The sequence below is a fragment of the Aquabacter sediminis genome, from assembly GCF_028863665.1.
Lineage (GTDB): Bacteria > Pseudomonadota > Alphaproteobacteria > Rhizobiales > Xanthobacteraceae > L1I39.
In genome coordinates, this window is sequence record NZ_JARBFX010000001.1 from 24,806 (window position 1) to 45,783 (window position 20,978).

Annotated in this window: 18 protein-coding genes; 13 read left to right on the plus strand and 5 right to left on the minus strand. The window is 68.0% G+C overall.

Annotated features, from left to right (window positions below; all coding sequences use genetic code 11):
- The first annotated feature begins 106 nt into the window (after positions 1–106).
- From PV781_RS00115 to PV781_RS00165, 11 genes are all read left to right on the plus strand, one after another.
- Positions 107–376, plus strand: a complete 270-nt coding sequence (locus PV781_RS00115) for an usg protein (protein WP_274773624.1) — start codon at positions 107–109, stop codon at positions 374–376.
- A 108-nt stretch (positions 377–484) separates the two neighbouring features.
- Positions 485–1,087: an exopolysaccharide biosynthesis protein gene (locus tag PV781_RS00120; protein WP_274773625.1), complete on the plus strand. Its 603-nt coding sequence runs from the start codon at positions 485–487 to the stop codon at positions 1,085–1,087.
- A gap of 98 nt (positions 1,088–1,185) precedes the next feature.
- A complete protein-coding gene (locus PV781_RS00125) occupies positions 1,186–1,878 on the plus strand; it encodes a carbonic anhydrase (RefSeq protein ID WP_274773626.1) in 693 nt (230 codons plus the stop codon).
- A 111-nt stretch (positions 1,879–1,989) separates the two neighbouring features.
- Entirely contained in the window at positions 1,990–3,075 is a 1,086-nt protein-coding gene (queA, locus tag PV781_RS00130) for a tRNA preQ1(34) S-adenosylmethionine ribosyltransferase-isomerase QueA (protein WP_274773627.1), read from the plus strand.
- A 6-nt stretch (positions 3,076–3,081) separates the two neighbouring features.
- A complete protein-coding gene (tgt, locus tag PV781_RS00135; protein ID WP_274773628.1) occupies positions 3,082–4,236 on the plus strand; it encodes a tRNA guanosine(34) transglycosylase Tgt in 1,155 nt (384 codons plus the stop codon).
- 147 nt (positions 4,237–4,383) lie between these two features.
- Complete coding sequence (folD, locus tag PV781_RS00140) at positions 4,384–5,256, plus strand: bifunctional methylenetetrahydrofolate dehydrogenase/methenyltetrahydrofolate cyclohydrolase FolD (protein WP_274773629.1); 873 nt, start codon at positions 4,384–4,386, stop codon at positions 5,254–5,256.
- A gap of 155 nt (positions 5,257–5,411) precedes the next feature.
- Positions 5,412–5,792, plus strand: a complete 381-nt coding sequence (locus tag PV781_RS00145) for a 4a-hydroxytetrahydrobiopterin dehydratase (protein WP_274773630.1) — start codon at positions 5,412–5,414, stop codon at positions 5,790–5,792.
- 13 nt (positions 5,793–5,805) lie between these two features.
- Positions 5,806–7,095, plus strand: coding sequence for a molybdopterin-binding domain-containing protein (locus PV781_RS00150; RefSeq protein ID WP_274773631.1), 1,290 nt, complete (start codon positions 5,806–5,808; stop codon positions 7,093–7,095).
- Positions 7,092–8,741, plus strand: a complete 1,650-nt coding sequence (locus PV781_RS00155) for a formylmethanofuran dehydrogenase subunit A (protein ID WP_274773632.1) — start codon at positions 7,092–7,094, stop codon at positions 8,739–8,741. Before PV781_RS00150 ends, PV781_RS00155 begins: the two co-directional genes overlap by 4 nt.
- Complete coding sequence (fhcD, locus tag PV781_RS00160; protein WP_274773633.1) at positions 8,738–9,655, plus strand: formylmethanofuran--tetrahydromethanopterin N-formyltransferase; 918 nt, start codon at positions 8,738–8,740, stop codon at positions 9,653–9,655. Before PV781_RS00155 ends, fhcD begins: the two co-directional genes overlap by 4 nt.
- Positions 9,652–10,464, plus strand: coding sequence for a formylmethanofuran dehydrogenase subunit C (locus PV781_RS00165; protein ID WP_274773634.1), 813 nt, complete (start codon positions 9,652–9,654; stop codon positions 10,462–10,464). The genes fhcD and PV781_RS00165 overlap by 4 nt, the downstream gene beginning before the upstream one ends.
- A 369-nt stretch (positions 10,465–10,833) precedes the next feature.
- Here PV781_RS00165 and PV781_RS00170 read toward each other — a convergent pair whose 3' ends face one another.
- Complete coding sequence (locus PV781_RS00170) at positions 10,834–12,405, minus strand: DEAD/DEAH box helicase (protein WP_274773635.1); 1,572 nt, start codon at positions 12,403–12,405, stop codon at positions 10,834–10,836.
- A 274-nt stretch (positions 12,406–12,679) separates the two neighbouring features.
- Between PV781_RS00170 and PV781_RS00175 the strand changes: the two genes are divergently transcribed.
- The gene (locus tag PV781_RS00175) at positions 12,680–13,834 is read left to right on the plus strand and encodes an MFS transporter (protein ID WP_274773636.1); all 1,155 of its coding nucleotides are present in this window, start codon (positions 12,680–12,682) and stop codon (positions 13,832–13,834) included.
- Positions 13,835–13,852: 18 nt separating this feature from the next.
- Here the strand turns inward: PV781_RS00175 and parE are convergent, their stop codons facing one another.
- Positions 13,853–15,892 carry a DNA topoisomerase IV subunit B gene (parE, locus tag PV781_RS00180; RefSeq protein ID WP_274773637.1) on the minus strand — a complete coding sequence of 680 codons (2,040 nt, stop codon included), beginning with the start codon at positions 15,890–15,892 and terminating at the stop codon, positions 13,853–13,855.
- A gap of 234 nt (positions 15,893–16,126) precedes the next feature.
- Between parE and argC the strand changes: the two genes are divergently transcribed.
- Positions 16,127–17,182, plus strand: coding sequence for an N-acetyl-gamma-glutamyl-phosphate reductase (gene argC, locus PV781_RS00185; RefSeq protein WP_274773638.1), 1,056 nt, complete (start codon positions 16,127–16,129; stop codon positions 17,180–17,182).
- A gap of 37 nt (positions 17,183–17,219) precedes the next feature.
- Here argC and PV781_RS00190 read toward each other — a convergent pair whose 3' ends face one another.
- The 3 genes from PV781_RS00190 to PV781_RS00200 are packed head-to-tail and all read right to left on the minus strand — an operon-like array spanning position 17,220 to position 20,955.
- Complete coding sequence (locus PV781_RS00190; protein ID WP_274773639.1) at positions 17,220–18,461, minus strand: ABC transporter substrate-binding protein; 1,242 nt, start codon at positions 18,459–18,461, stop codon at positions 17,220–17,222.
- Between the two features lie 59 nt (positions 18,462–18,520).
- The gene (locus tag PV781_RS00195; RefSeq protein ID WP_274773640.1) at positions 18,521–19,339 is read right to left on the minus strand and encodes an SDR family oxidoreductase; all 819 of its coding nucleotides are present in this window, start codon (positions 19,337–19,339) and stop codon (positions 18,521–18,523) included.
- Positions 19,336–20,955: an AMP-binding protein gene (locus PV781_RS00200; RefSeq protein ID WP_274773641.1), complete on the minus strand. Its 1,620-nt coding sequence runs from the start codon at positions 20,953–20,955 to the stop codon at positions 19,336–19,338. The genes PV781_RS00195 and PV781_RS00200 overlap by 4 nt, the downstream gene beginning before the upstream one ends.
- Positions 20,956–20,978: the final 23 nt, after the last annotated feature.

Below are 20,978 nucleotides of genomic sequence, written 5' to 3' on the forward strand. Positions count from 1 at the left end.
TTTTTTGGTCTGGCTCGCGCAAGATTGTCAGCCGACAATGGATCCGTTCCCACCGCGTCGGATTGAAAAGCCGGTGGGGCCAGTGGCGTGCATGGAGGTGTCGAACATGGCTTGCGGCGACTTCGTGAAGCAGATTTCCGGCTATGGCCTGGTGACGGCCGAGATCCTCTACCACCTGCCGGATCATCCCGCGTTTCTTCAGTCCTATATCTGGCAGGATTACGACCTCTCACCGAAATTCCCGGAGCTCAACAAGTTCCTGGCCTTCTGGCGCCGCGAGCTGGAGGGCCCGCTGCATTCGGTGAAGGTGGCCCATTGCGAGCTCATCAAGCCGGCGGAGCTGCGGGCGGTGGGTGGGCTTTACCTCCTCAATTGACCATCTTTCATGACGTTAGGTCAGGGTGTGTGGGGATCTTTCGCCCCCCGCCCTGACACCGCCGCTTTCTCGGTGCTATGAGTGTGCCTCCATCTCATCGAGGCACCTGTGGATCACCGTACGCCGCGGACTTCTGAACTGCTCGCCGCCGTCCTGGCCTCCCAGGAGGGGGAGAAGGTGGCGATTGGCGACCTGGTGAATGCACTGCGCAACAGGGCCTTCGGCATCATCTTCCTGCTGTTCGGCATCCCCAACTGCATCCCCATGCCGCCCGGCATTCCCGTCATCTGTGGCATCGTTCTGGGGCTGATCGGCCTGCAGATGGCCATGGGCCGCCAGGAATTGTGGCTGCCCGAGCGCATCTCACGGCAGACCTTCTCGCGCTCCATGCTGGAGGCCATCGTCACCCGCTCGCGGCCCTACATCATGTGGTTCGAGCGCTGGTCGCGGCCGCGCATGGAGACCTTCGCCGGCCCGCTGGCCCGGCGCCTCGTGGGCGCCACGGTGGTGCTGCTGGGCTTCATTCTTCTCCTGCCCATCCCCTTCCTCGGCAATCTGCCGCCCGGATTTGCGGTCTGCGTCTTCGGCCTTGGCCTTGTGGAGCGGGATGGCGGCGTGATTCTCGCCGGCTTCTTTGCCACGGTGCTGGGCCTCTTGATCACCGCCGCCATGAGCTGGGCGATCTGGCAGGGCGCCGTCGCCATTTTCTGAGGCGTCCGGCCGGTCTTCCCGTTTTGCGCTAGAGTGCGTCCTGACCTTGGCGATGGCCGGGCAGGGGGCGAAACATGTGCGTTCATTGCGCGAGTGGAATGTCGCGGCGCGGCCTGGTGTTCGGGGCGGCGGCCCTGGCCGGTGCCTGCCTGGTGCGCCCGGTCCTGGCGGCGGATGACCTGCCGCCCGGCCAGAAGGCTCCCAACGCCATTCCCGGCTACGAGGCTCTGGACCGCCTGATGGCCGGCAATGCCCGCTATGTGGCTGACACCACGGAGCACCGGGACTTCTCCGCCCGGCGGCAGATGCTGGCGAAGGGGCAGTATCCCATCGCCGCCGTGCTGGGCTGTTCGGATTCCCGTGTCTCTCCCGAACTTTGCTTCGACCAGGAGCCCGGCGAGCTGTTCGTGGTGCGCCTCGCCGGCAATGTGGTGGATGGCGATGGCCTGGCCAGCCTCGAATATGCCGTGGCCTATCTGGGCGTGCCCTTGGTCCTGGTGCTCGGCCATACCGGTTGCGGGGCGGTTGCTGCGGCGGTGAAGTCGGCCACGCAGCAGGCGCAGTTTCCCGGCCATTTGCCGGGCCTTATCCAGAACATCCTTCCCGCCGTGGCGCAGGCCAGGGACCAGGGGCCGGACTTGCTGGAGGCCGCGATCGTCGCCAATGCCCGCCTCTCGGCGAAGGAGGTGGCCGGCAAGAGTGCCCTCATCGGGGGCGCCATCGCGTCGGGCAAGGTGAAGCTTGCCACCGGCATCTATGAGCTGGGCACCGGCAAGGTCACGCTGGTCTGATCCCGTTCCGGGCGGATCGCCATCCTGTCGGGCTTCACCTCGCCGCCGGGAGGCTCTAGGAAGGCGCTCCGTTGCGCCGGTCGTTTGCCGCGCGTCCTGGATGAAAGCCTGATGCGCGTCGACGCCTTCGATTTCGAACTGCCTCCCGAACTTATCGCCCTGCGCCCCGCCACGCCGCGCGAGAGCGCACGTCTTCTGGTGGTGCGCCCCGGCGCGGAGACCGAGCTGACCGACGCGCGCATTTCCGATCTTCCCTCGCTGCTGCGTCCGGGCGACGCGGTGGTGGTGAACGACACCAAGGTCATCCCCGCCCGCCTCGACGGCACCCGCACGCGCGCGGGCGGCTCCACCGTGCACATCGAGGCGACCCTGGTGAAGCGCCTCGACGAGGCCCGCTGGGCGGCCTTCGCGCGGCCCGCCAAGCGCCTCGTGGCAGGCGATCGCATCGTCTTCACCCATCCCGACACGGCGCGGGAGCTGGTTGCCGCGGTGACCGGGCGCGGCGCGGAAGGGGAGGTGCTGCTGGCCTTCGACGTGGCGGGCGCGGACCTCGACGCAGCCCTCCAGGAGGTCGGGCACATGCCCTTGCCGCCCTACATTGCCGCCAAGCGGCCGGAGGATGCGCGTGACCGCACCGACTACCAGCCGGTCTTCGCCCGCAACGAGGGCTCGGTGGCGGCGCCCACCGCCAGCCTCCATTTCACCCCGGCGCTGATGGACCAGATCCGCGCGGCGGGGGCCCAATTTCACCATGTGACGCTCCATGTGGGCCCCGGCACATTCCTGCCGGTGAAGGCAGAGGACACGTCCGGCCACCATATGCATTCGGAATGGGGCGAGGTGAGCGCTGAGGTCGCCGAGACGCTGAACCGGGTGCGCGCGTCGGGTGGGCGCATCCTGGCGGTGGGGTCAACGGCGACCCGGCTTCTGGAAAGCGCGGCGGCGCCGGACGGTACGTTTCACGCCTATCGGGGCGAGACCGACATCTTCATTACCCCCGGCTATGCCTTCCGCGCCGTGGACATGATGATGACGAATTTCCACCTGCCGCGCTCCACCCTGGTGATGCTGGTGGCGGCCTTCGTGGGCCATGAGACGCAAAAGCGTGCCTATGCCCATGCCATCGAAACCGGCTATCGCTTCTATTCCTATGGCGATGCCAGCCTGCTCTTTCCTGATCGCGCGCCGGCGCGCTGAGTGCCTATGACCGAGACCGCAAAGACCGAAGGCCGCTTCGCCTTCACCCTGAACGCAACCGATGGCACGGCGCGCACCGGCGCCATCTCCACCCCCAGAGGCGAGATCGCGACCCCGGCCTTCATGCCGGTGGGGACGGTGGCGACCGTCAAGGGCCTCTATCCCGAGCAGGTGCGGGCGACCGGGGCCGACATCCTCTTGGGCAACACCTACCACCTGATGCTGCGCCCCGGCGCCGAGCGGGTGGCGGAACTGGGCGGGCTGCATCGCTTCATGCGCTGGGAGCGCCCGATCCTCACCGATTCCGGCGGCTTCCAGGTCATGTCCCTGTCCGCCTTGCGCAAATTGGACGAGACCGGCGTCACGTTCCGTTCCCATGTGGATGGCGCGGTCCACCAGCTCACGCCGGAGCGGGCGGTGGAGATCCAGGGGCTTTTGGGGGCCGACATCCAGATGCAGCTGGATGAATGCGTGCGCCTGCCCTGCACGGACGAGGAAGCCGCCCGCGCCATGCGCCTGTCCCTGCGCTGGGCCGAACGCAGCAAGCGCGCCTTCGAGAGCCAGCCCAAGGGGCGGGCGCTGTTCGGCATCGTCCAGGGCGGGGCGGTGAAGGCGCTGCGGGTGGAATCGGCGCAGGCGCTGGCCGGCATGGACTTCCCCGGCTATTCCATCGGCGGCCTTGCCGTGGGCGAGCCGCAGGACATCATGCTGGACATGATCGAGACGGTGGAGCCCCATCTGCCCACCCACAAGCCCCGTTATCTCATGGGGGTCGGCACGCCCGACGACCTGCTGGAGGCCGTGGCGCGGGGCATCGACATGTTCGACTGCGTCATGCCCACACGGTCCGGCCGCCATGCTCTGGCCTTCACCCGCTTCGGCCGCATCAATCTGAAGAATGCCCGCCACGCCTCAGATCCGCGCCCGCTGGACGAGGAAAGCGATTGCCCGGCACTGCGCGACTATTCGCGTGCCTATCTCCATCACCTCGTGCGATGCGGGGAGATGCTGGGCGGCATGCTGCTTTCCTGGGCCAATCTCCATTATTATCAGGACCTCATGCGCGGCGCCCGGCAGGCCATCGCGGAAGGGCGGTATGGGGACTACAAGGCGCAGGTGAAGGCGGGCTGGGTCGCTGGCGATATTCCACCCCGCGGATAAAAATTTTCTCTTTACGAAAATCACCTTCGCCGCAAGAATGCGCTCCCATCAGGCCAGGGGCGCGGCGGCGGGGCTTGCCAGGGCAAGCGCCGCAGGCGAGAAGTCCGGCCACACGCACATATTGGCATCAAACTCGCGGGGACAGTCGTGATCGAGACCCAGCCCATCGATGGCAAGGCATTCGCGGCCGGCCTGCGCGGCCGCATCGCGGTGGAAGTGGAAGGTCTCGTCGCCCGCACGGGCCAGAAGCCCGGCCTTGCCGTCGTGCTTGTGGGCGAGGACCCCGCCAGCCAGGTCTATGTGCGCAACAAGGCGGCGCAGACGGTGGAAGCGGGCATGACGTCCTTCGAGCACCGCCTGCCGGTCGACACCGCCGAGGCGGACCTGCTGGCTCTGGTGGCGCGACTGAATGCTGATCCGGAAGTCAACGGCATCCTGGTGCAGCTTCCGCTGCCGGGTCATATCGACACCAACAAGGTGCTTGCCGCCATCGATCCGGCCAAGGATGTGGACGGCTTCCATGTGGTCAATGCCGGGCGCTTGGCGGTGGGCCTTGATGCCCTGGTGCCCTGCACGCCACTCGGCTGCGTGATGCTGCTGAAGCATCATTTGGGCAATCTCGCCGGCCTGAAGGCGGTCGTGGTGGGCCGCTCCAACATCGTCGGCAAGCCCGCCGCCCAGCTTCTGCTGCGGGAGGATTGCACCGTCACCATCGCCCATTCCCGCACCCGCGATTTGCCGGGTGAGTGCCGCACCGCCGACATCCTGGTGGCGGCCGTGGGCCGGCCGGAAATGGTGCGCGGCGATTGGATAAAGCCCGGCGCGACCGTCATCGACGTGGGCATCAACCGCGTGCCCAAGGGCGACGGCAAGACCCGCCTCGTGGGGGATGTTGCCTACGAGGAAGCGCAGGGCGTTGCCGGCCTCATCACGCCCGTGCCCGGCGGCGTCGGCCCCATGACCATCGCCTGCCTGTTGCAGAACACGCTGACCGCCTTCAAGCGGCAGAAGGGCCTGTAAGGCCTGAGACTTTTCGCACGCCCTCGGGCGTGTTAGCTCTTGTTGAAACAACAGACGCATGGCCCGGCGGCCTTGAGGGCGCCGGAGCACTGCAACGACAAGCGGACAACCGCCGCGGCGTCTTGATCGGACTTCCACAATCGGAGGCACGTCGCATGGCCGTGGACCGCAAAGCCACATTTTCGTCGGACGAGATCGCAGCGCACCTGTCCGCGCACCTGCCCCATTGGCGCTATGAGGACGGCTGGATCCGCCGCACCTATCGCACCAACAGCTGGAAGGGCACGCTGATGGTCATCAATGCGGTGGGCCATCTGGCCGAGGCCGCCTGGCACCATCCCGACCTCACCGCCTCCTATGCCTGGGTGGAGGTGCGTCTCATGTCCCACGACGCCAAGGGCATCACCGCCCGCGACTTCGCGCTCGCCGCCAAGATCGAGGAGGTCGTGCAATGGCAGCCGGGCCTGGAAGCGGGTGGCCCGCTGGAAGGCACGCCGCAGAATGATTTGCGTTTTTCCTATGTGAAATATGACTGAGGCGGGCAAGGCCATGTCGGCGCAGGTTCCGCGCATCGTCAGCGATCTCGCCTGCGGCTTTTGCGGGCTCGGCTGCGATGATCTGGAAGTAGCGGTGACGGGGCGGGAGGTTCGCCCCCGCCGCGCCTGCCCTGAGGCGGCGCGGCTTCTGCGGCGGGGCCCCGGCCAGCCCGGCGGCCCACGCGTCGGCGGGCGGGAGGTTTCGCTGGCCGAAGCCGCGTCTGCCGCCGCCGCCCATCTGAAATCCAGCCGTGCCGCCGCCTTTTCCGGGCTTGGCGCGGATGTGGCGGGGCTGCGGGGGCTGGCCGATCTCGCCGTGGCCTTCGGCGCCAGCCTCGACCATTCCGGCGCGGAGGGGCTGTTTCGCAATCTCGACACCCTCCAGCGGGTGGGGTGGGTGGCCTGCACCCTGGCGGAACTGCGCAATCGCTGCGACGTGCTGGTGGTTGTGGGCGCTGATCCCACGGGCGTCTTCTCCCGCTTCTTTGAGCGGGCTGTTCCCGCCCCGCGAACCGACGGCGCCGGCCCGCTCTTCCTGCCGCAGGGGCGCACCATCGTGTTTCTCGGCCACGGGCCGGAGGCGGCGACCCGCAATCTCCTGGCGGGCCAGGACGTGCGCGAGGTGCCCGTGCCGGACGGCCTCCTGGCCGAGGCGCTGGCGGCGCTCGGCGCCTTCGTGGCCGGCCGTTCGCTGGCGGATCTCGGCGGCGCCTTCGCCGGCGCGCTGGGGGAGGCGCTCCTGGAGGTGTCCGGCCTTCTGAAAGCCGCCCGCTATGGCGTCCTCACCTGGAATGCGGCCACCCTCCAGTCTGGCGAGGCCGGGCTGGTGGTAAGCCGGGCGGCGGACATCGTCGCCACCCTCAACGCCACCACCCGCGCCGCCGTCTTCCCGCTGGGCGGGCGCGACAATTGCCTGGGTGCGCACCAGGTGATGCTGTGGCGCTTTGGATATCCGCTGCGCACCTTGGTGGGCGGCGGCGAGGCGCGCCATGCGCCCGGCCTCTACGCGACCGCCGCTGCGCTTGATGATGCGGACCTTCTCTTGCACACCAGCGCCTTCCGCCCCGATCCCCCACCGGCCTTCGACCGGGGGCCGGTGATTGCGCTGGCGCATCCCGAGACCGAGTTTGCCCGCGAGCCGGAGGTCTTCATCCCCGTGGGCACGCCGGGCGTCGACCATGGCGGCCAGGTGTTCCGCATGGACGGCGTCGTCTGCCTGCCGCTGGAAGGTGTCCGCGAGGCGGGCCTTGCCTCGGTCGCGCAGGCGGCTGCGGCCATTCTCCAGGCGGGGAGGGCGGCATGAGGGTGCGTGTCTCCGGCGGGCGCCTGTTCGATCCCGCGAGCGGGGTAGTGGATGTGGTGCGCGACGTGGTGATCGAGGATGGCCGCGTGGTGGCCGATGATCCCACCTTGCCGTCCCATCAGGTCCATGATGCGCGTGGCTGCGTGGTCATGGCGGGGGGCATCGACCTGCACAGCCACATTGCCGGCGGCAAGGTCAATCTCGCCCGCCTGCTCATGACCAATGACCGGGCGGCCTATCCCGAGCCCTTCGGCGATTTCTGCGGCTGCGGCGGCGGGCAGGCTGCTCCCACCACCCATCTCACCGGCTGCCGCTATTCGCAGATGGGCTATACCGCCGTGTTCGAGCCGGCGGTGGTGGGCGCCAATGCCCGTCATGCCCATCTGGAAATGGCGGATATTCCCAATATCGACACCGGCGGTTTCCTGGTGCTCGGCAATGACGACGCCTTGCTTCGTCTCATCGCGCAGGGCGAAGGGCAGGGGGCGGTGAACGATTATGTGGCCTGGATGCTGCGGGCCACCCAGTGCTGCGCCATCAAGATCGTCAATCCCGGCGGCATCTCGGCCTTCAAATTCAATGGCCGGTCGCTCGACCTGGACGAGCAGGGGCCGTTTTATGGCCTCACCCCCCGGCGCATCCTCACCACCCTCCAGCGGGCGGTGACGGAACTGGGCGTGCCCCATCCTATCCATCTCCACGGCTGCAATCTGGGCGTGCCCGGCAATATCTCCACCACGCTCGCCACCATCGGCGCCACCGATGGCTTCCCGCTGCACCTCACCCATGTGCAGTTCCATTCCTACGGCACGGCGGGGGACCGCAAATTCTCGTCCGGCGCGGCGGAGCTGGCGGCAGCGGTGAATGCCAATCCCCACATCTCCGTCGATGTCGGGCAGGTGATGTTCGGCCAGACGGTGACGGCCTCCGCCGATCTGATGGCGCAATATCGCAACCACGGCATCGCCGATCCGAAGAAGTGGATCGGCATGGACATCGAATGCGACGCCGCCTGCGGCGTGGTGCCTTTCGCCTATCGGGACAAATCATTCGTCAATGCCCTGCAATGGGCCATCGGGCTGGAACTGTTCCTGCTCATCGAGGACCCCTGGCGGGTCTTCCTGACCACCGACCATCCCAATGGCGGGCCATTCACCTCCTATCCCCATCTCATCCGGCTTTTGATGGACCGGGACTTCCGCAACGCCCAGCTCGCCCGCCTGCACAAGGCGGCGCGCGCCCATACGAACCTGGAAAGCCTCACGCGCGAATACACGCTGGAGGAGATCGCCATCGTCACCCGCGCCGCGCCCGCGCGCACGCTGGGCCTGAAGGATCGCGGCCACCTGGCGCCGGGCGCGGTGGGCGACGTGGTCCTCTATGAGGATGGCGCCGATCGCGAGGCCATGTTCGCTGCGCCCCGCCTGGTGCTCAAGGACGGTCGGGAGATCGTGCGCAAGGGCGAGGTGGTGGCGCTGGTGGAGGGGCGCACCTTCGCGGTGAAGCCCGATTACGATCCCCTCATGGACAAGCGCATGGAGCGTTGGTTCGACGAGGCCATCGGGCTGAAGGCCAAGCATTTCCGCATCGCCGACGGGGAGATCCGGGACGGGCAGGGGCCGACCTGCGTGGAGTGCGCGCCATGAGCAATGGCGGCTCGGTGTTCCGCAACGGCGTTGAAATCCGCGACGGCTTCGCCGAAGCCTTCCCCATGGCCGGCACACGGCTCGTCATCACCGCCGATACGGCCCGCTGGGCGCGCATCGCGGCGCAGACCCTCACCGGCTTTGCCACCTCCGTCATCGGCTGCGGCTGCGAGGCGGGGATCGAGGCGGAGATCCCACCCCACGAGACGCCGGACGGGCGGCCGGGCGTCTCCGTGCTCCTCTTCGCCATGTCGCTGAAGGATCTGAAAAAGATCGTGCCCAGCCGGGTCGGCCAATGCGTGCTCACCTGCCCCACCACCGCCTGCTATGCGGGCCTTGCCGGCGGCGCGTCCGTGCCGGTCGGGCGGGCGCTGCGCTATTTCGGCGACGGGCATCAGGTGTCCAAGCGGCTCGGCGATGAACGCATCTGGCGCATTCCGGTGATGGAAGGCGAGTTCGTCTGCGACGATATCACCGGCTCGGTGACGGACGGAGTGGGGGGCGGCAATTTCCTCATCCTCGCCCGCTCTCGCGCGGCGGCGCTCCATGCGGCCGAGTATGCGGTGGAGGCCATGGGGCAGGTGCGGGGTGCCATCCTGCCGTTCCCGGGCGGCGTTGTCCGCTCGGGCTCGAAGGTCGGGTCCAAATATCCCGGCCTCATCGCCTCCACCAACGGCGCCTATTGCCCCACCTTGCGGGCCCAGGTGCCTTCGGCGCTGTCGCCGGATGTGGGCAGCGTGCTGGAGATCGTGATTGACGGTCTGAGCGCGGCCGAGGTGGCCGCCAGCATGAAAGCGGGCATTGAGGCGGTCTGCGCGCTCGGCGAGGAGGCCGGCATCCTCGCCATCGATGCGGGCAATTATGGCGGCAATCTCGGGCCGTTCCACTTCCACCTGCGGGAGCTTCTGGCATGAGCGGCGCCGGCTTTCGCTTCGCCTTGAAGGCGGCCCCGCCGGCGCGGGTGGACATGACCGGCCTCACGCCCGATCGCCTCGCTGGCTTCGATGCGGGGGCGGTGGCGCGGCTCACCGTCTTCGTGGGCGCCGCGGCGGTGGCGCTCGGGGATGTCTTCGCCATTTCCGGCGGCCCCGGTGAACGCTTGACCCTTGAGGGGCATCCTCGCCTCGACAATGTGGGGGCAGGAATGGCGGCCGGGCATCTGCTGGTGGAAGGCCCGGTTGGCGCGCTGGCGGGCGCCGGCATGAGCGCGGGACACTTGTCCATTCGCGGAGACGCGGGCGACGATCTCGGCGCGGGGCTCGCCGGCGGCTGCATCGATCTTGCCGGGGATGCCGGCGCACGCCTTGCCGGCGCCTTGCCCGGCGAGCGGCGGGGCATGAGTGGCGGAACGGTGCGGGTGACGGGACAGGTGGGCCCTCAGGCCTGCGAACGCATGCGGGGCGGACTGGTACTCATTGCCGGGTCGGCCGGTGCGGGCGCCGCCCAGCGCATGATCGCCGGCACGCTGGCGGTGAAGGGCGAGCTCGGCCCGGACGCGGGCATCGGCATGAAGCGGGGAACCCTCCTGCTGGACAAGGCCCCGGAGCTTCTTTCCGCCGGTTTCGGCGATGCGGGGGAGCACGATCTCGTTTTCCTGGCGCTCCTCGCCCGTCGCAGGCCGGAGGTTGCGACCCTTTTCGGCGGCCCCCTCAGCAGCCGCGCCCGGCGCCTCGTGGGGGATCGGCTGGTGGGCGGACAAGGGGAGATGCTGGTTCTTCTGTGAGTGCGGCGCTGGCGCGCCACATGAGAAGAGCGGGGCAAGCCATTGTTTTCGTGTATGCAAAGGCGCTTGTGCAAAGGTCGAGCGTGGTGGGCGGGTTCCCGGCCGTCACCCGCTGATCGCGTTGGCGTCCGGGACAGTGGGCGCCTTGCTGCGATGTTTCGACGACCGTGTCCTGCGCTGCGCCCGCCGCTCAGCCGCGTCAGTGTTTCGTGCAAACGCCGCACAGCGCCCTTCCTTTGTCCAAAGGCAGTATGCCGGTTCGACCGCCTCGCAGATCGACCACAGCTGGCGCCACAGACCTCTTGAATCAAAAAGGCCGGGGCATTGGCCCGGCCTTTCCAAAACGCGCCGTGTGAGTCTCTGTCCGCCTCAGCTCGCCTTCACCCGCACCGGGCGCAGGAGGAAGGCGGGGAGGTGGGACATGTCAGCGGGCTCGCTGTCCTGCCGGTTTTCGCGGCGGGGGCGCTTGTTGCCTTCGGAGCGGTCGCGGGTCTCATTGCGATCGCGCACCTCGGCCCGGTCCCGGGGCTCGGAACGCTCGCGGGCCTCGGTGCGTTCACGCGGCTCGGTGCGGGGGCGGGAGGCTTCCCGCTCGTCCGCATCGCGGGCCGGACGTTCGCGGGTCCGCTCGCGGGCAGGTGCGGGCGAGGCCGCGACTTCCGCTTCCTCGCGGCGGGGCGGACGGGCCTCGTCCCGGGGCTTGTCGCGGCTGCTGCGCTTGGTGCGCTCGCTCCGTTCTCCCCGTTCCCCGTCCTTGCGACGGTCCTTGTCCCGGCCGCGCTTGTCGCCGCGACGCTCGCGGGGCGGCGCCTCGCCGAGGGGCTCGCCCTGCCAGGGGATGGGATTGCCGATCAGCTTCTCGATGGCCGCCAAAGACTTGGCGTCGTCGTGCGTGACGATGGCAATGGTGGTGCCGGTGCGGCCGGCGCGGCCGGTGCGGCCGATGCGGTGCACATAGTCTTCCGAATGGTGGGGCACGTCATAATTGAAGACGTGGCTCACCGCCGGAATGTCGAGGCCGCGGGCGGCGACGTCGGAAGCCACCAGAAGCGTCGCCTCGCCGCTGCGGAACTGATCGAGAGCCTGGGTGCGGGCATGCTGGTCCATGTCGCCATGGAGGCAGACCACGTTGAAGCCGTGCTTCTGGAGCGAGCGGTGCACCACCGCCACGTCGCGCTTGCGATTGCAGAAGACGATGCCGTTCTGCAGCCCCTCCGCATTGCGGATGAGCTCGCGCAGCGTCTCGCGCTTCTCGTAATCCTCGCTGCCCGAGGCCACCAGGAGCTGGGTCACCGTGGTGGCGGTGGAGGCGGGCTTGGACACCTCCACCCGCACCGGGTTGGACAGGAATTGCGACACCAGGCGCTGGATTTCCGGCGGCATGGTGGCGGAGAAGAACAGCGTCTGCCGGGTGAAGGGCACCAGCTTACAGATGCGCTCGATGTCCGGGATGAAGCCCATGTCCAGCATGCGGTCGGCTTCGTCGATCACCAGGATCTCGATGCCGGAGAGCAGCAGGCGCCCCCGCTCCACATGGTCCAGCAGGCGGCCGGGGGTGGCGATGAGCACGTCCACGCCCCGCAGCAGCTTGCTGTCCTGGTCACCGAACGAGACGCCGCCGATCAGCAGGGCCACGTTGAGCTTGTGGTTGGAACCGTAGCGGACGAAATTCTCCTCCACCTGCGCCGCGAGTTCGCGCGTCGGTTCGAGGATGAGGGTGCGCGGCATGCGGGCACGCGCACGTCCCTGCTCCAGCAGGGTGAGCATGGGCAGCGTGAAGGCGGCGGTCTTGCCGGTGCCGGTCTGCGCAAGGCCCAGGACGTCGCGGCGCGCGAGCACATGGGGGATCGCCTGCGCCTGGATGGGCGTCGGTTGCGTGTAGCCGGTTTCCTTTACGGCCGCGAGGACCTTTTCGCTCAGGCCGAGTTCGGTAAATGACATTGCATCTTTATGATGCGGCGGCACGCCGGTAATCGCGCGTCCCGTGCCGTACGGGCTGGGCGAGGGGTCGTCGTTCGGCGCGCTTGGACTCGAAAAAGCTCGGACGACAGCTTGCAAAGTATGAATTTTGTGCGCTGTGTCAATGATTACCGCGCGCCGAGCCATGCGGTGGGCGCTGGCGCCGCCTCCCGGCCATGTGTCGAGCTGCCTTGACCCCTGGCGGCGGGCGTTGGAAACGGGAGCTCCTTCCCGCGCGATCCCCCGGCGCATCCCCATGCCTTTCCTGCTGATTCTCGGCCTTGCGGGCTTTTCCAGCGCGGTCTCCATGCGCGCCATGGATCCCATGCTGACGCTGGTGGCGGCTGATCTGCAGGTGAGCCTCCAGCGCGCTGCCCTCCTCGCCACGGCCTTCACCTTGCCTTATGCGGCGACGCAACTGGTGTTCGGTCCGGCAGGGGACGCCTTCGGGCGGGTGCGCCTCATCCGCATCACGCTGGCCATGCTCACGCTGTCGCTGATGCTATGCGCGCTGGCGCCGTCCCATGAGGTGCTCCTGGTGGCCCGCATCGTGGCCGGAGGCTGGGCCGGTGGCGTGATCCCGGTGGCGCTCGCCACGGTGGGCGATCGGGTGAGCTATGCGGAACGGCCCATCGCACTGGGGCGCCTCCTGTCCGCCATCGTGCTGGGACAGCTGGCCGGCGCCGTGGTCTCAGGGATGATCGCCAGCGCCTTCGGCTGGCGCGCCGTGTTCTGGAGCTGCGCCACGGTCACCGGCACGGCGGCGCTGGGCGCAACGCTGTTCCTCAACGAGGCGAAGGCGCGGGAGACGCTCTCATTCGGCCGGGCCCTGAAGGGCTATCTGGTGGTGTTCTCCAATCCGCTGTCCATCCGCCTCTTTGCCGTGGCGGCCATCGAGGGCGGGCTGATCTTCGGCTGCTTTCCCTTTGTCGCCACCCATCTCGACAGCCATAACATCGGCCATGCGGTGGAGGCGGGCTTCGCCATCGGCGCCTTCGGGCTGGGCGGCGTGCTGTACACGCTGGTGGTGCGGGTGCTGGTGAACCGGCTGGGCCTGTCCGGCATGGCGGGGACGGGCGCTGTGGTGGCGGGGCTGTGCCTCATGGGCGTGGTTCTGGTGCCCAACCTGCCGCTGGTGATCGCGGTCTTCCTGCTGCTGGGCTTCGGCTTCTACATGCTGCACAACACCATCCAGATCATGGCGACCGAGCTGGTGCCCACGGCGCGCGGGGCGGGCGTTGCGCTTTATGCCACCTGCTTTTTCGCCGGCCAGGCCACGGGCGCCTTCATCGCCGCTCAGGTGATCGGCTTTCTGGGGTCCGTGGGGTTGTTCCTGGGGGCGGGCGTCGGCCTGATCCTGCTGGCCTGGCCCGCCTCCCGCCTGCCGCTGCGGGTGCGCACGACGCCTTGAGGGCGTGCGTCCGCCCGGTCAGATGTCCAGAATCTCTTCGCCGGCGAAGGCGGCATGCTCGGAGATGAAGGCGAACCGCGCCTCCGGCTTGTTGCCCATCAGGCGCTCCACCAGGTCGGCGGTGGCGGCGGCGGCGGCTTCCTCGATATTCACCTGGAGCAGCGTGCGGGTGCGCGGGTCCATGGTGGTCTCCTTCAACTGCGCCGGCATCATCTCGCCGAGGCCTTTGAAGCGGCCGATCTCCACCTTGCCGCGGCTGGAGAATTCCTTCTTGAGCAACTGATCCTTGTGCGCGTCGTCACGTGCATAGAGCGTCTTGGCGCCCTGCGTGATGCGGTAGAGCGGCGGCACCGCCAGGAAGAGATGGCCCTGCTCGATGAGCTTGGGGATCTGGCGGAAGAAGAAGGTCACCAGGAGCGACGCGATGTGGGCGCCGTCCACGTCCGCGTCGGTCATGATGATGACCTTCTCGTAGCGCAGGTCCGCCTCGCGATAATGGGAGAGCGTGGCGCAGCCGAGCGCCTGGAGCAGGTCCGCCAATTGCTGGTTCTGGGCGAGCTTGTCGCGCCCGGCGCTTGCCACGTTCAGGATCTTGCCGCGCAAGGGCAACACCGCCTGGGTGCGGCGGTCGCGGGCCTGCTTGGCGGAACCGCCGGCCGAGTCACCCTCCACAATGAAGAGCTCGGAGCCGGCCGCCTCGGTGTTGGAGCAATCCGCCAGCTTGCCCGGCAGGCGCAGCTTGCGCACGGCGGTCTTGCGGGAGATTTCCTTTTCCTGCTTGCGCCGCAGCCGCTCCTCGGCACGATCGATCACATGGTCGAGGAGGCGGGTGGCCTGGACCGGATTGGCGGCGAGCCAATGATCGAAGGGGTCGCGGATCGCCTGCTCGACGATGCGTGCGGCCTCCGCCGTGGCGAGGCGGTCCTTGGTCTGGCCCTGGAATTCCGGCTCGCGGACGAAGACCGACAGCATGGCGGCGCAGCCGGTGGTGACGTCGTCGCCGATCAGGATGGCGGCGCGCTTGCCCTGGCCGGTGCGCTCGGCATGGTCCTTCAGGCCCTTCAGCAGCACCAGCTTGAGGCCATTCTCGTGGGTGCCGCCATCCGGGGTGGGAATGGTGTTGCAGTAGGAGGAGATGCCGCCGTCGGCATCGGCCACCCACGCCACCGCCCATTCCACCGCCCCATGGCCGCCGGTCTTCTGGGTGCGGCCGGAGAAGATGTCCGAATGGACCAGCGTCTGGCCTTCAAGGTCCGCCGCCAGATAGTCCCGAAGGCCGCCCGGGAAGCGGAAGCTGGTCTTTTCCGGCACGCCGGTCACGCCCACCAGGAGCGCGGCATCGCAGGACCAGCGGATTTCCACGCCGCCGAAGAGATAGGCCTTGGAGCGGGCCATGCGGAACACGCGGGCCGGCTCGAAGGTGGCGCCGGCGCCGAAAATCTCCGGGTCCGGATGGAATTTCACCCGTGTGCCGCGCCGGTTGGGCGCGCGGCCCACTTCCTTCAGCGGGCCTTGCGGCAGGCCGCGCGAAAAGGTCTGGCGATAGAGCACCTGGTTGCGCGCCACCTCCACTTCCAGGAGGTCGGAGAGGGCGTTCACCACGGAGACGCCCACGCCGTGGAGGCCACCGGAGGTCTCATAGACCTTGCTGTCGAATTTTCCGCCCGCATGGAGCGTGGTCATGATGACTTCGACGGTGGACTTCTTAGGGAACTTGGGATGCGGCTCCACGGGAATGCCGCGGCCATTGTCGGAGACCGTCAGCGTGCCGTCGGCGGAAAGCTGCACCTCGATGAAGGTGGCATGGCCGGCGACCGCTTCGTCCATGCAATTGTCGATGACCTCGGCGAAGAGGTGGTGCAGCGCCTTGGCATCGGTGCCGCCGATATACATGCCGGGCCGGCGCCGGACCGGCTCCAGGCCTTCCAGCACCTCGATATGGGCGGCGGTGTAATCGCTCGCCATGGCCAGGACCACGGTGGTCTTGGCGCGGCCGGAAGCGGGCGCCTTGGCGGCGCCGGCGGGACGGGAGGCGAAGAGATCGTCGCTATCGGACATGGCACTCTTTAGGTCAGGCGAATCGCCGCGTCCATCATGAACGAGACGCGGGCAAGGGGGAACAGACCGGAAACGGACCAGCTGTCGTCTCCTGTCTTTCGCCCGTAACGGCTTCGGTGTACAGACCTTCCCCGCATTGCTGCCGACGCGCCTCACGCGCCGCGCCGATCAGGGATGCGGTGCCGGGAAGGGAAGCCCTTCCCGCAGCACACCTTTTCTCGACGGGAGAAGATCATGTCGGACGCTGGCAAGGCAAGGATCGCAGTACTGGGCGCCTCGGGCTATACGGGCTCCGAGCTGGTCCGACTGCTGCTGCGCCATCCCCGCGTCGAGATCGTCGCCTTGACGGCGGATCGGAAGGCAGGGCAGTCCATGGCCGATGTCTTCCCGCAATTTGCGCCCTTCGCCTTGCCCAAGCTCATCACCATCGACGAGGTGGATTTCACCGCCGTCGACCTCGTCTTCTGCGCGCTGCCGCATGCGACCACGCAGGAAGTCATCAAGAAGGTGTTCGACAAGGCCCCGGCCGTGAAGGTGGTGGACCTGTCCGCCGATTTCCGGCTCCAGGACCCCGGCATGTACGAGAAGTGGTATGGCCACCCCCATTCCGCCCTCGATCTCCAGAAGGAGGCGGTGTTCGGCCTCGTTGAGATCTATCGCGACGAGATCCGCAAGGCGCGGCTGGTGGCCAATCCCGGTTGCCACACCACCACGGCCATCCTGCCGGCGGTGCCTCTGCTGGAGGCCTCCGCCATCGATCCCGACACCATCGTGATCGACAGCAAGACCGGCATGTCCGGCGCCGGCCGCGCGGCCAAGGAGAACATGCTGTTCTCGGAGGTCTCGGAAGGCATCCATGCCTATTCGGTGGGTGCGCACCGGCACATGGGCGAACTGGACCAGGAATATTCCAAGGCCGCCGGCCGGTCCGTGGCGCCCATGTTCGTACCGCATCTGGTGCCCATGAACCGGGGCATCTATGCCACGCTCTATGTGCGCACCACCGGCGCCAAGCCCGCCGACCTGCACGCTTTGCTGGCCGACTATTACAAGGGCGAGCCCTTCGTGCACGTCCTGCCGTTTGGCCAGGTTCCGCAGTCGCGCCATGTGCGCGGGTCCAACATGGCCTTTATCGGCGTGGTGGCGGATCGCGCCAATGGCCGGGCCGTGGTGCTCTCCACCACCGACAATCTGGTGAAGGGCGCCTCCGGCCAGGCGGTGCAGAATATGAACCTGGTGCTGGGCTATCCCGAGACGCTGGGCCTGGAACAGATCGCCCTGATGCCATGAGCGGGCGGGGCGGGTCGCTTGGCTCGCCCCCGTCCGGTCATTTCGCCACGAAGGGGCAGCCGCCGGCATCGAGCGGGCGGATCACATCATCCGCCTTCAGGCGGGTGCTGATCTTGTAGAAATCCCAGGGGCCCTTGGACTGGGCCGGGCTCTTCACTTCGGCCAGGAACAGGTCGTTCATGAGCCGCCCGTCCGCCCGCACCCGCGCACCCTCCGCGAAGAAGTCGTCCACCGGCTGGGCCCGGATCTTCTCCGCCACGGCCTTGCCTTCGTCGGTGCCTGCCGCCGCCACCGCCTTCAGATAGGCCAGCGTCGCCGAATACATGCCGGCCTGGACCTGGGACGGCATGCGCCCGCCGCTGCGTTCGCCAAACCGCTTGGCAAAGGCGCGGGTGGCGTCGGTGCGGTCCCAATAGAAGGTGGTAACGAACTTCAGGCCCTGCGCGGCCTCCAGGCCCAGGGCCTGGATGGTCTGCAGGTAGATCACCGTGCCCACCAATGATTGCCCGCTTTTGTCGAGCCCGAACTCCCGCGCCTGCTTGATGGCGTTGGCGGTGTCGTCGCCGGTATTGAGCAAGGCGATGTTGCGCGCGCCGGAGGCCTGGGCCTGGAGCAGATAGGACGAGAAGTCGGGGGCGCCGACCGGATGCTTCACCGCGCCAAGGATGCGCCCGCCACTGGCCTGGATGACCGGCCCCAGCTGCGCCTCCATGGCCTTGGCGAAGGCCGTGTCGGAGGCGATGAAGAACCAGCTTCCCGTCGGTCCCCCCGACAGGGCAAGGCCCATGCCGCGGGCGAAGGAATAGGTGTCGTAGACCCACAGGAAGCCGGTGGGCGAGCAGTCCGCCCCATAGAGGCGGTCGGTGCCCCCGCCCACATGCAGGATCACCTTGCCCCGCTCCCGGCCCAGCCCCTGCACGGCAAGCGCGATGGTGGAGGAGGTCAGGTCGGTGATGACGTCGACGCCCTTGGCGTCGAACCATTCCCGCGCCGTGGTCACGGCAATGTCGGGCGAATTGCGGTGGTCGGCGACCACCACCTCGATGGGGACACCGTTGACGGTGCCGCCGAAATCCTCCACCGCCATGCGCGCGGCGATCACCGAGCCGGGCCCTGAATAGCCCGACAGGGGGCCGGACTGGTCGTTCAGGACGCCGATGCGGACCACATTGTCCGACATCTGCGCCCCGGCGGACGTGAGTGTCAGGCCGGCCAGCGCGCCGGCCGCAACGATGCCTTTCAGCGCGGCGGCCAGGCCGCGCCTCCACGTGACGTTCATATTGTCCTCCCGGTGGGGTTTTTTGGTTCTTGGCGTCGAAAGAGGGGAGAGGGGCGCGCTCAGGCCACGAACAGATCCTTGGTGAGCGCCTCGCCGGGCACCACCGCATAGGGGCTGAAGTCCCTCACCCCCTCGTCCGCAAGCGCGTCTTCATCGAGGAAAAAGCGGCCCGTCGCGATGCGAGCGTCGCGGGTCAGGATGGCATGGGCGGCGTCCGCCATGATGTCCGGCGTCCGGCACCCGCCGCCGGAGACGCCGATCATCTTCGTGGCGGCGGTGTCGATCATGGTGGCGGGCCACAAGGCGTTGACCGCAATGCCCGCCGCCCGGAACTCTTCCGCCATGCCCAGCACGCACATGCTCATGCCATACTTGGACATGGTGTAGGCGCAATGGTCCGCGAACCAGGCCGGGATAAGGTTGAGCGGCGGGGAGAGCACCAGGACGTGGGGGTTGCGCGCCCGGCTGAGATAGGGGTGGCAGGCCTGCGTGGTGGCGAAGGTGCCGCGCACATTGACCTGATGCATCAGGTCGAAGCGCTTCATGGGCGTATCAGGGGTGCGGGCCAGATAGAGGGCGCTGGCATTGTTGACGAGAATGTCGATGCTGCCGAAATGATCCGCGGTCCGCTTCACGGCGCTGGCGATCTCCTCCTCGTTGCGCACATCCATCTCCAACGGCAAGGCCCGGCCGCCGGCCGCTTCGATCTCCTCGGCCACCGTGAAAATCGTGCCGGGAAGGGTGGGGTGGGGATCGGCGGTCTTGGAGGCGATGGCCACGTTGGCGCCGTCGCGGGCGGCCCGCAGGGCGATGGCCCGGCCGATGCCGCGGCTTCCGCCAGTGATGAACAGGGTTTGTCCCTTGAGCGATCTCGTCACTGAACCGTTTCCTTTTCCCTTAGCACTTGCTCGCGCAGCGCAAATTTCTGGATCTTTCCCGATGCGGTCTGGGGAAAGGCCGTCACCACCCGCCAGATGCGGGGCACCTTGAAAGGCGCGAGATGCGCGCGGCAGAAGGTGGCCAGTTCGTCCGTGCCGACCGGCACCCCCGCGCGAGGCTGGATGAAGGCGGCCACCTGCTCGCCCCACTCGGCGTCCGGCACCCCCACCACGCTCACATTGGCGATGCCGGGATGGGTGAAGAGCACATCCTCGATCTCGCGGGGATAGATGTTCTCGCCGCCGCGAATGATCATGTCCTTCAGCCGCCCCTGGATGCGGCAGTAGCCTTGCGCATCGAGGCTGCCGAGATCGCCCGTATGCAGCCAGCCTTCGGCATCCAGCGCATGAGCGGTGGCGCCGGGATTGTCGAAATAGCCGGCCATCACCCCGCAGCCCCGGGCACAGATCTCGCCCACCACGCCGAGCGGCACGGTCTCACCGGAGAGGGGATCGATCACTTTCAGCTCGGTCTGGGGGAGGGGGCGACCGACGGTTTCGATCCAGTCGGGATTGGGGTCGTCCGGCACGGTGTGGGTGATGTAGGGCGAGGCCTCGGTCTGGCCGAAGCCGATGGTGACCTTGAGGCCCACCTCCTCCGCCGCCCGGCGCGCCAGTTCCGGCGGCACGGGTGCCCCGCCCAGCGCGGAGAGACGCCAGGAGGTCAGGTCGCGGGTGCGGGCGTCGGGATGGTCCAGCAGGCGGATGAGCATGGTGGGCACGGACAGCATCACCGTGCCCCGCTCCGCCTCGAAAAGGGCCAGCAGGAGGGCGGGGTCGAAGGCGGGCGGCAGGACGTGAACCCCACCGGTCTGGAGCGCGCCAAGGGTCACGAGCCCGCACCCGGCGGTGTGGAACATGGGCATGGGATTGACCCATACGTCCTCCGGTCCGGCCCCGATGGCGCGCGCGAACAGGCGGCCATTATTGGCAAGCCCCCGGTGGGTGAGGCAGGCCCCCTTTGGAAAGCCCGTGGTGCCTGACGTGTACTGGATCTGCGCGATATCAAGGGGCGCCACATCCGGCAGGACCGTGTCTCGCACGCCCGAGGCGAGGAAGGCGGACCAGCCGTCGAGGGCGATCACCTCCCGCAGATGGGGCAGGCCCGAGCGCGCCTCCGCCACCACGGCCAGGAGATCGCGGCCCCGATATTCGGGCTGGACCACCACGCCGCTGGCGCGGGACTGGCCGAGCACATAGGCCACTTCCTGGGCCAGGAAGGCGGGATTGACGGTCACAAGGGTCAAGCCGGCGAGCGCTGCGCCCATTTCCAGCAGGACCCATTCGGGGCTGTTTGCGGCAAAGACCGCCACATGCTCGCCCGGCTGAAAGCGCCCCAGGAGCGCACGCGCCACCTGTTCGGCATCGGCCAGAAGCTGGCTGTAGGTCCAGCGGCGGCGAGGTCCCTCCACGCCTTCCACCAAGGCGGTGCGATTGCCGTGGCGGGCGGCCGCCGCACGCAGCGCATCGCCGATGCTGCGCTCCAGCACCGGGACGCTGCAATCTGCCGGCCGGTAGGACAGCGCCGTTTCGGGCGTGCGATTTCCGCCGCTCATGTCATACCCTCCCCATCGCCATC

Excerpts from the sequence above, each read along its gene's own strand:
- PV781_RS00200 (WP_274773641.1), bottom strand. The coding sequence starts at position 20,955 with ATGAGCGGCGGAAATCGCACGCCCGAAACGGCGCTGTCCTACCGGCCG.
- PV781_RS00170 (WP_274773635.1), bottom strand. The coding sequence starts at position 12,405 with ATGTCATTTACCGAACTCGGCCTGAGCGAAAAGGTCCTCGCGGCCGTA.
- PV781_RS00115 (WP_274773624.1), top strand. The coding sequence starts at position 107 with ATGGCTTGCGGCGACTTCGTGAAGCAGATTTCCGGCTATGGCCTGGTG.
- tgt (WP_274773628.1), top strand. The coding sequence starts at position 3,082 with ATGACCGAGACCGCAAAGACCGAAGGCCGCTTCGCCTTCACCCTGAAC.
- argC (WP_274773638.1), top strand. The coding sequence starts at position 16,127 with ATGTCGGACGCTGGCAAGGCAAGGATCGCAGTACTGGGCGCCTCGGGC.
- PV781_RS00190 (WP_274773639.1), bottom strand. The coding sequence starts at position 18,461 with ATGAACGTCACGTGGAGGCGCGGCCTGGCCGCCGCGCTGAAAGGCATC.
- fhcD (WP_274773633.1), top strand. The coding sequence starts at position 8,738 with ATGAGCAATGGCGGCTCGGTGTTCCGCAACGGCGTTGAAATCCGCGAC.
- PV781_RS00165 (WP_274773634.1), top strand. The coding sequence starts at position 9,652 with ATGAGCGGCGCCGGCTTTCGCTTCGCCTTGAAGGCGGCCCCGCCGGCG.
- PV781_RS00175 (WP_274773636.1), top strand. The coding sequence starts at position 12,680 with ATGCCTTTCCTGCTGATTCTCGGCCTTGCGGGCTTTTCCAGCGCGGTC.
- PV781_RS00125 (WP_274773626.1), top strand. The coding sequence starts at position 1,186 with ATGTCGCGGCGCGGCCTGGTGTTCGGGGCGGCGGCCCTGGCCGGTGCC.
- PV781_RS00145 (WP_274773630.1), top strand. The coding sequence starts at position 5,412 with ATGGCCGTGGACCGCAAAGCCACATTTTCGTCGGACGAGATCGCAGCG.
- PV781_RS00155 (WP_274773632.1), top strand. The coding sequence starts at position 7,092 with ATGAGGGTGCGTGTCTCCGGCGGGCGCCTGTTCGATCCCGCGAGCGGG.
- PV781_RS00150 (WP_274773631.1), top strand. The coding sequence starts at position 5,806 with ATGTCGGCGCAGGTTCCGCGCATCGTCAGCGATCTCGCCTGCGGCTTT.
- parE (WP_274773637.1), bottom strand. The coding sequence starts at position 15,892 with ATGTCCGATAGCGACGATCTCTTCGCCTCCCGTCCCGCCGGCGCCGCC.
- queA (WP_274773627.1), top strand. The coding sequence starts at position 1,990 with ATGCGCGTCGACGCCTTCGATTTCGAACTGCCTCCCGAACTTATCGCC.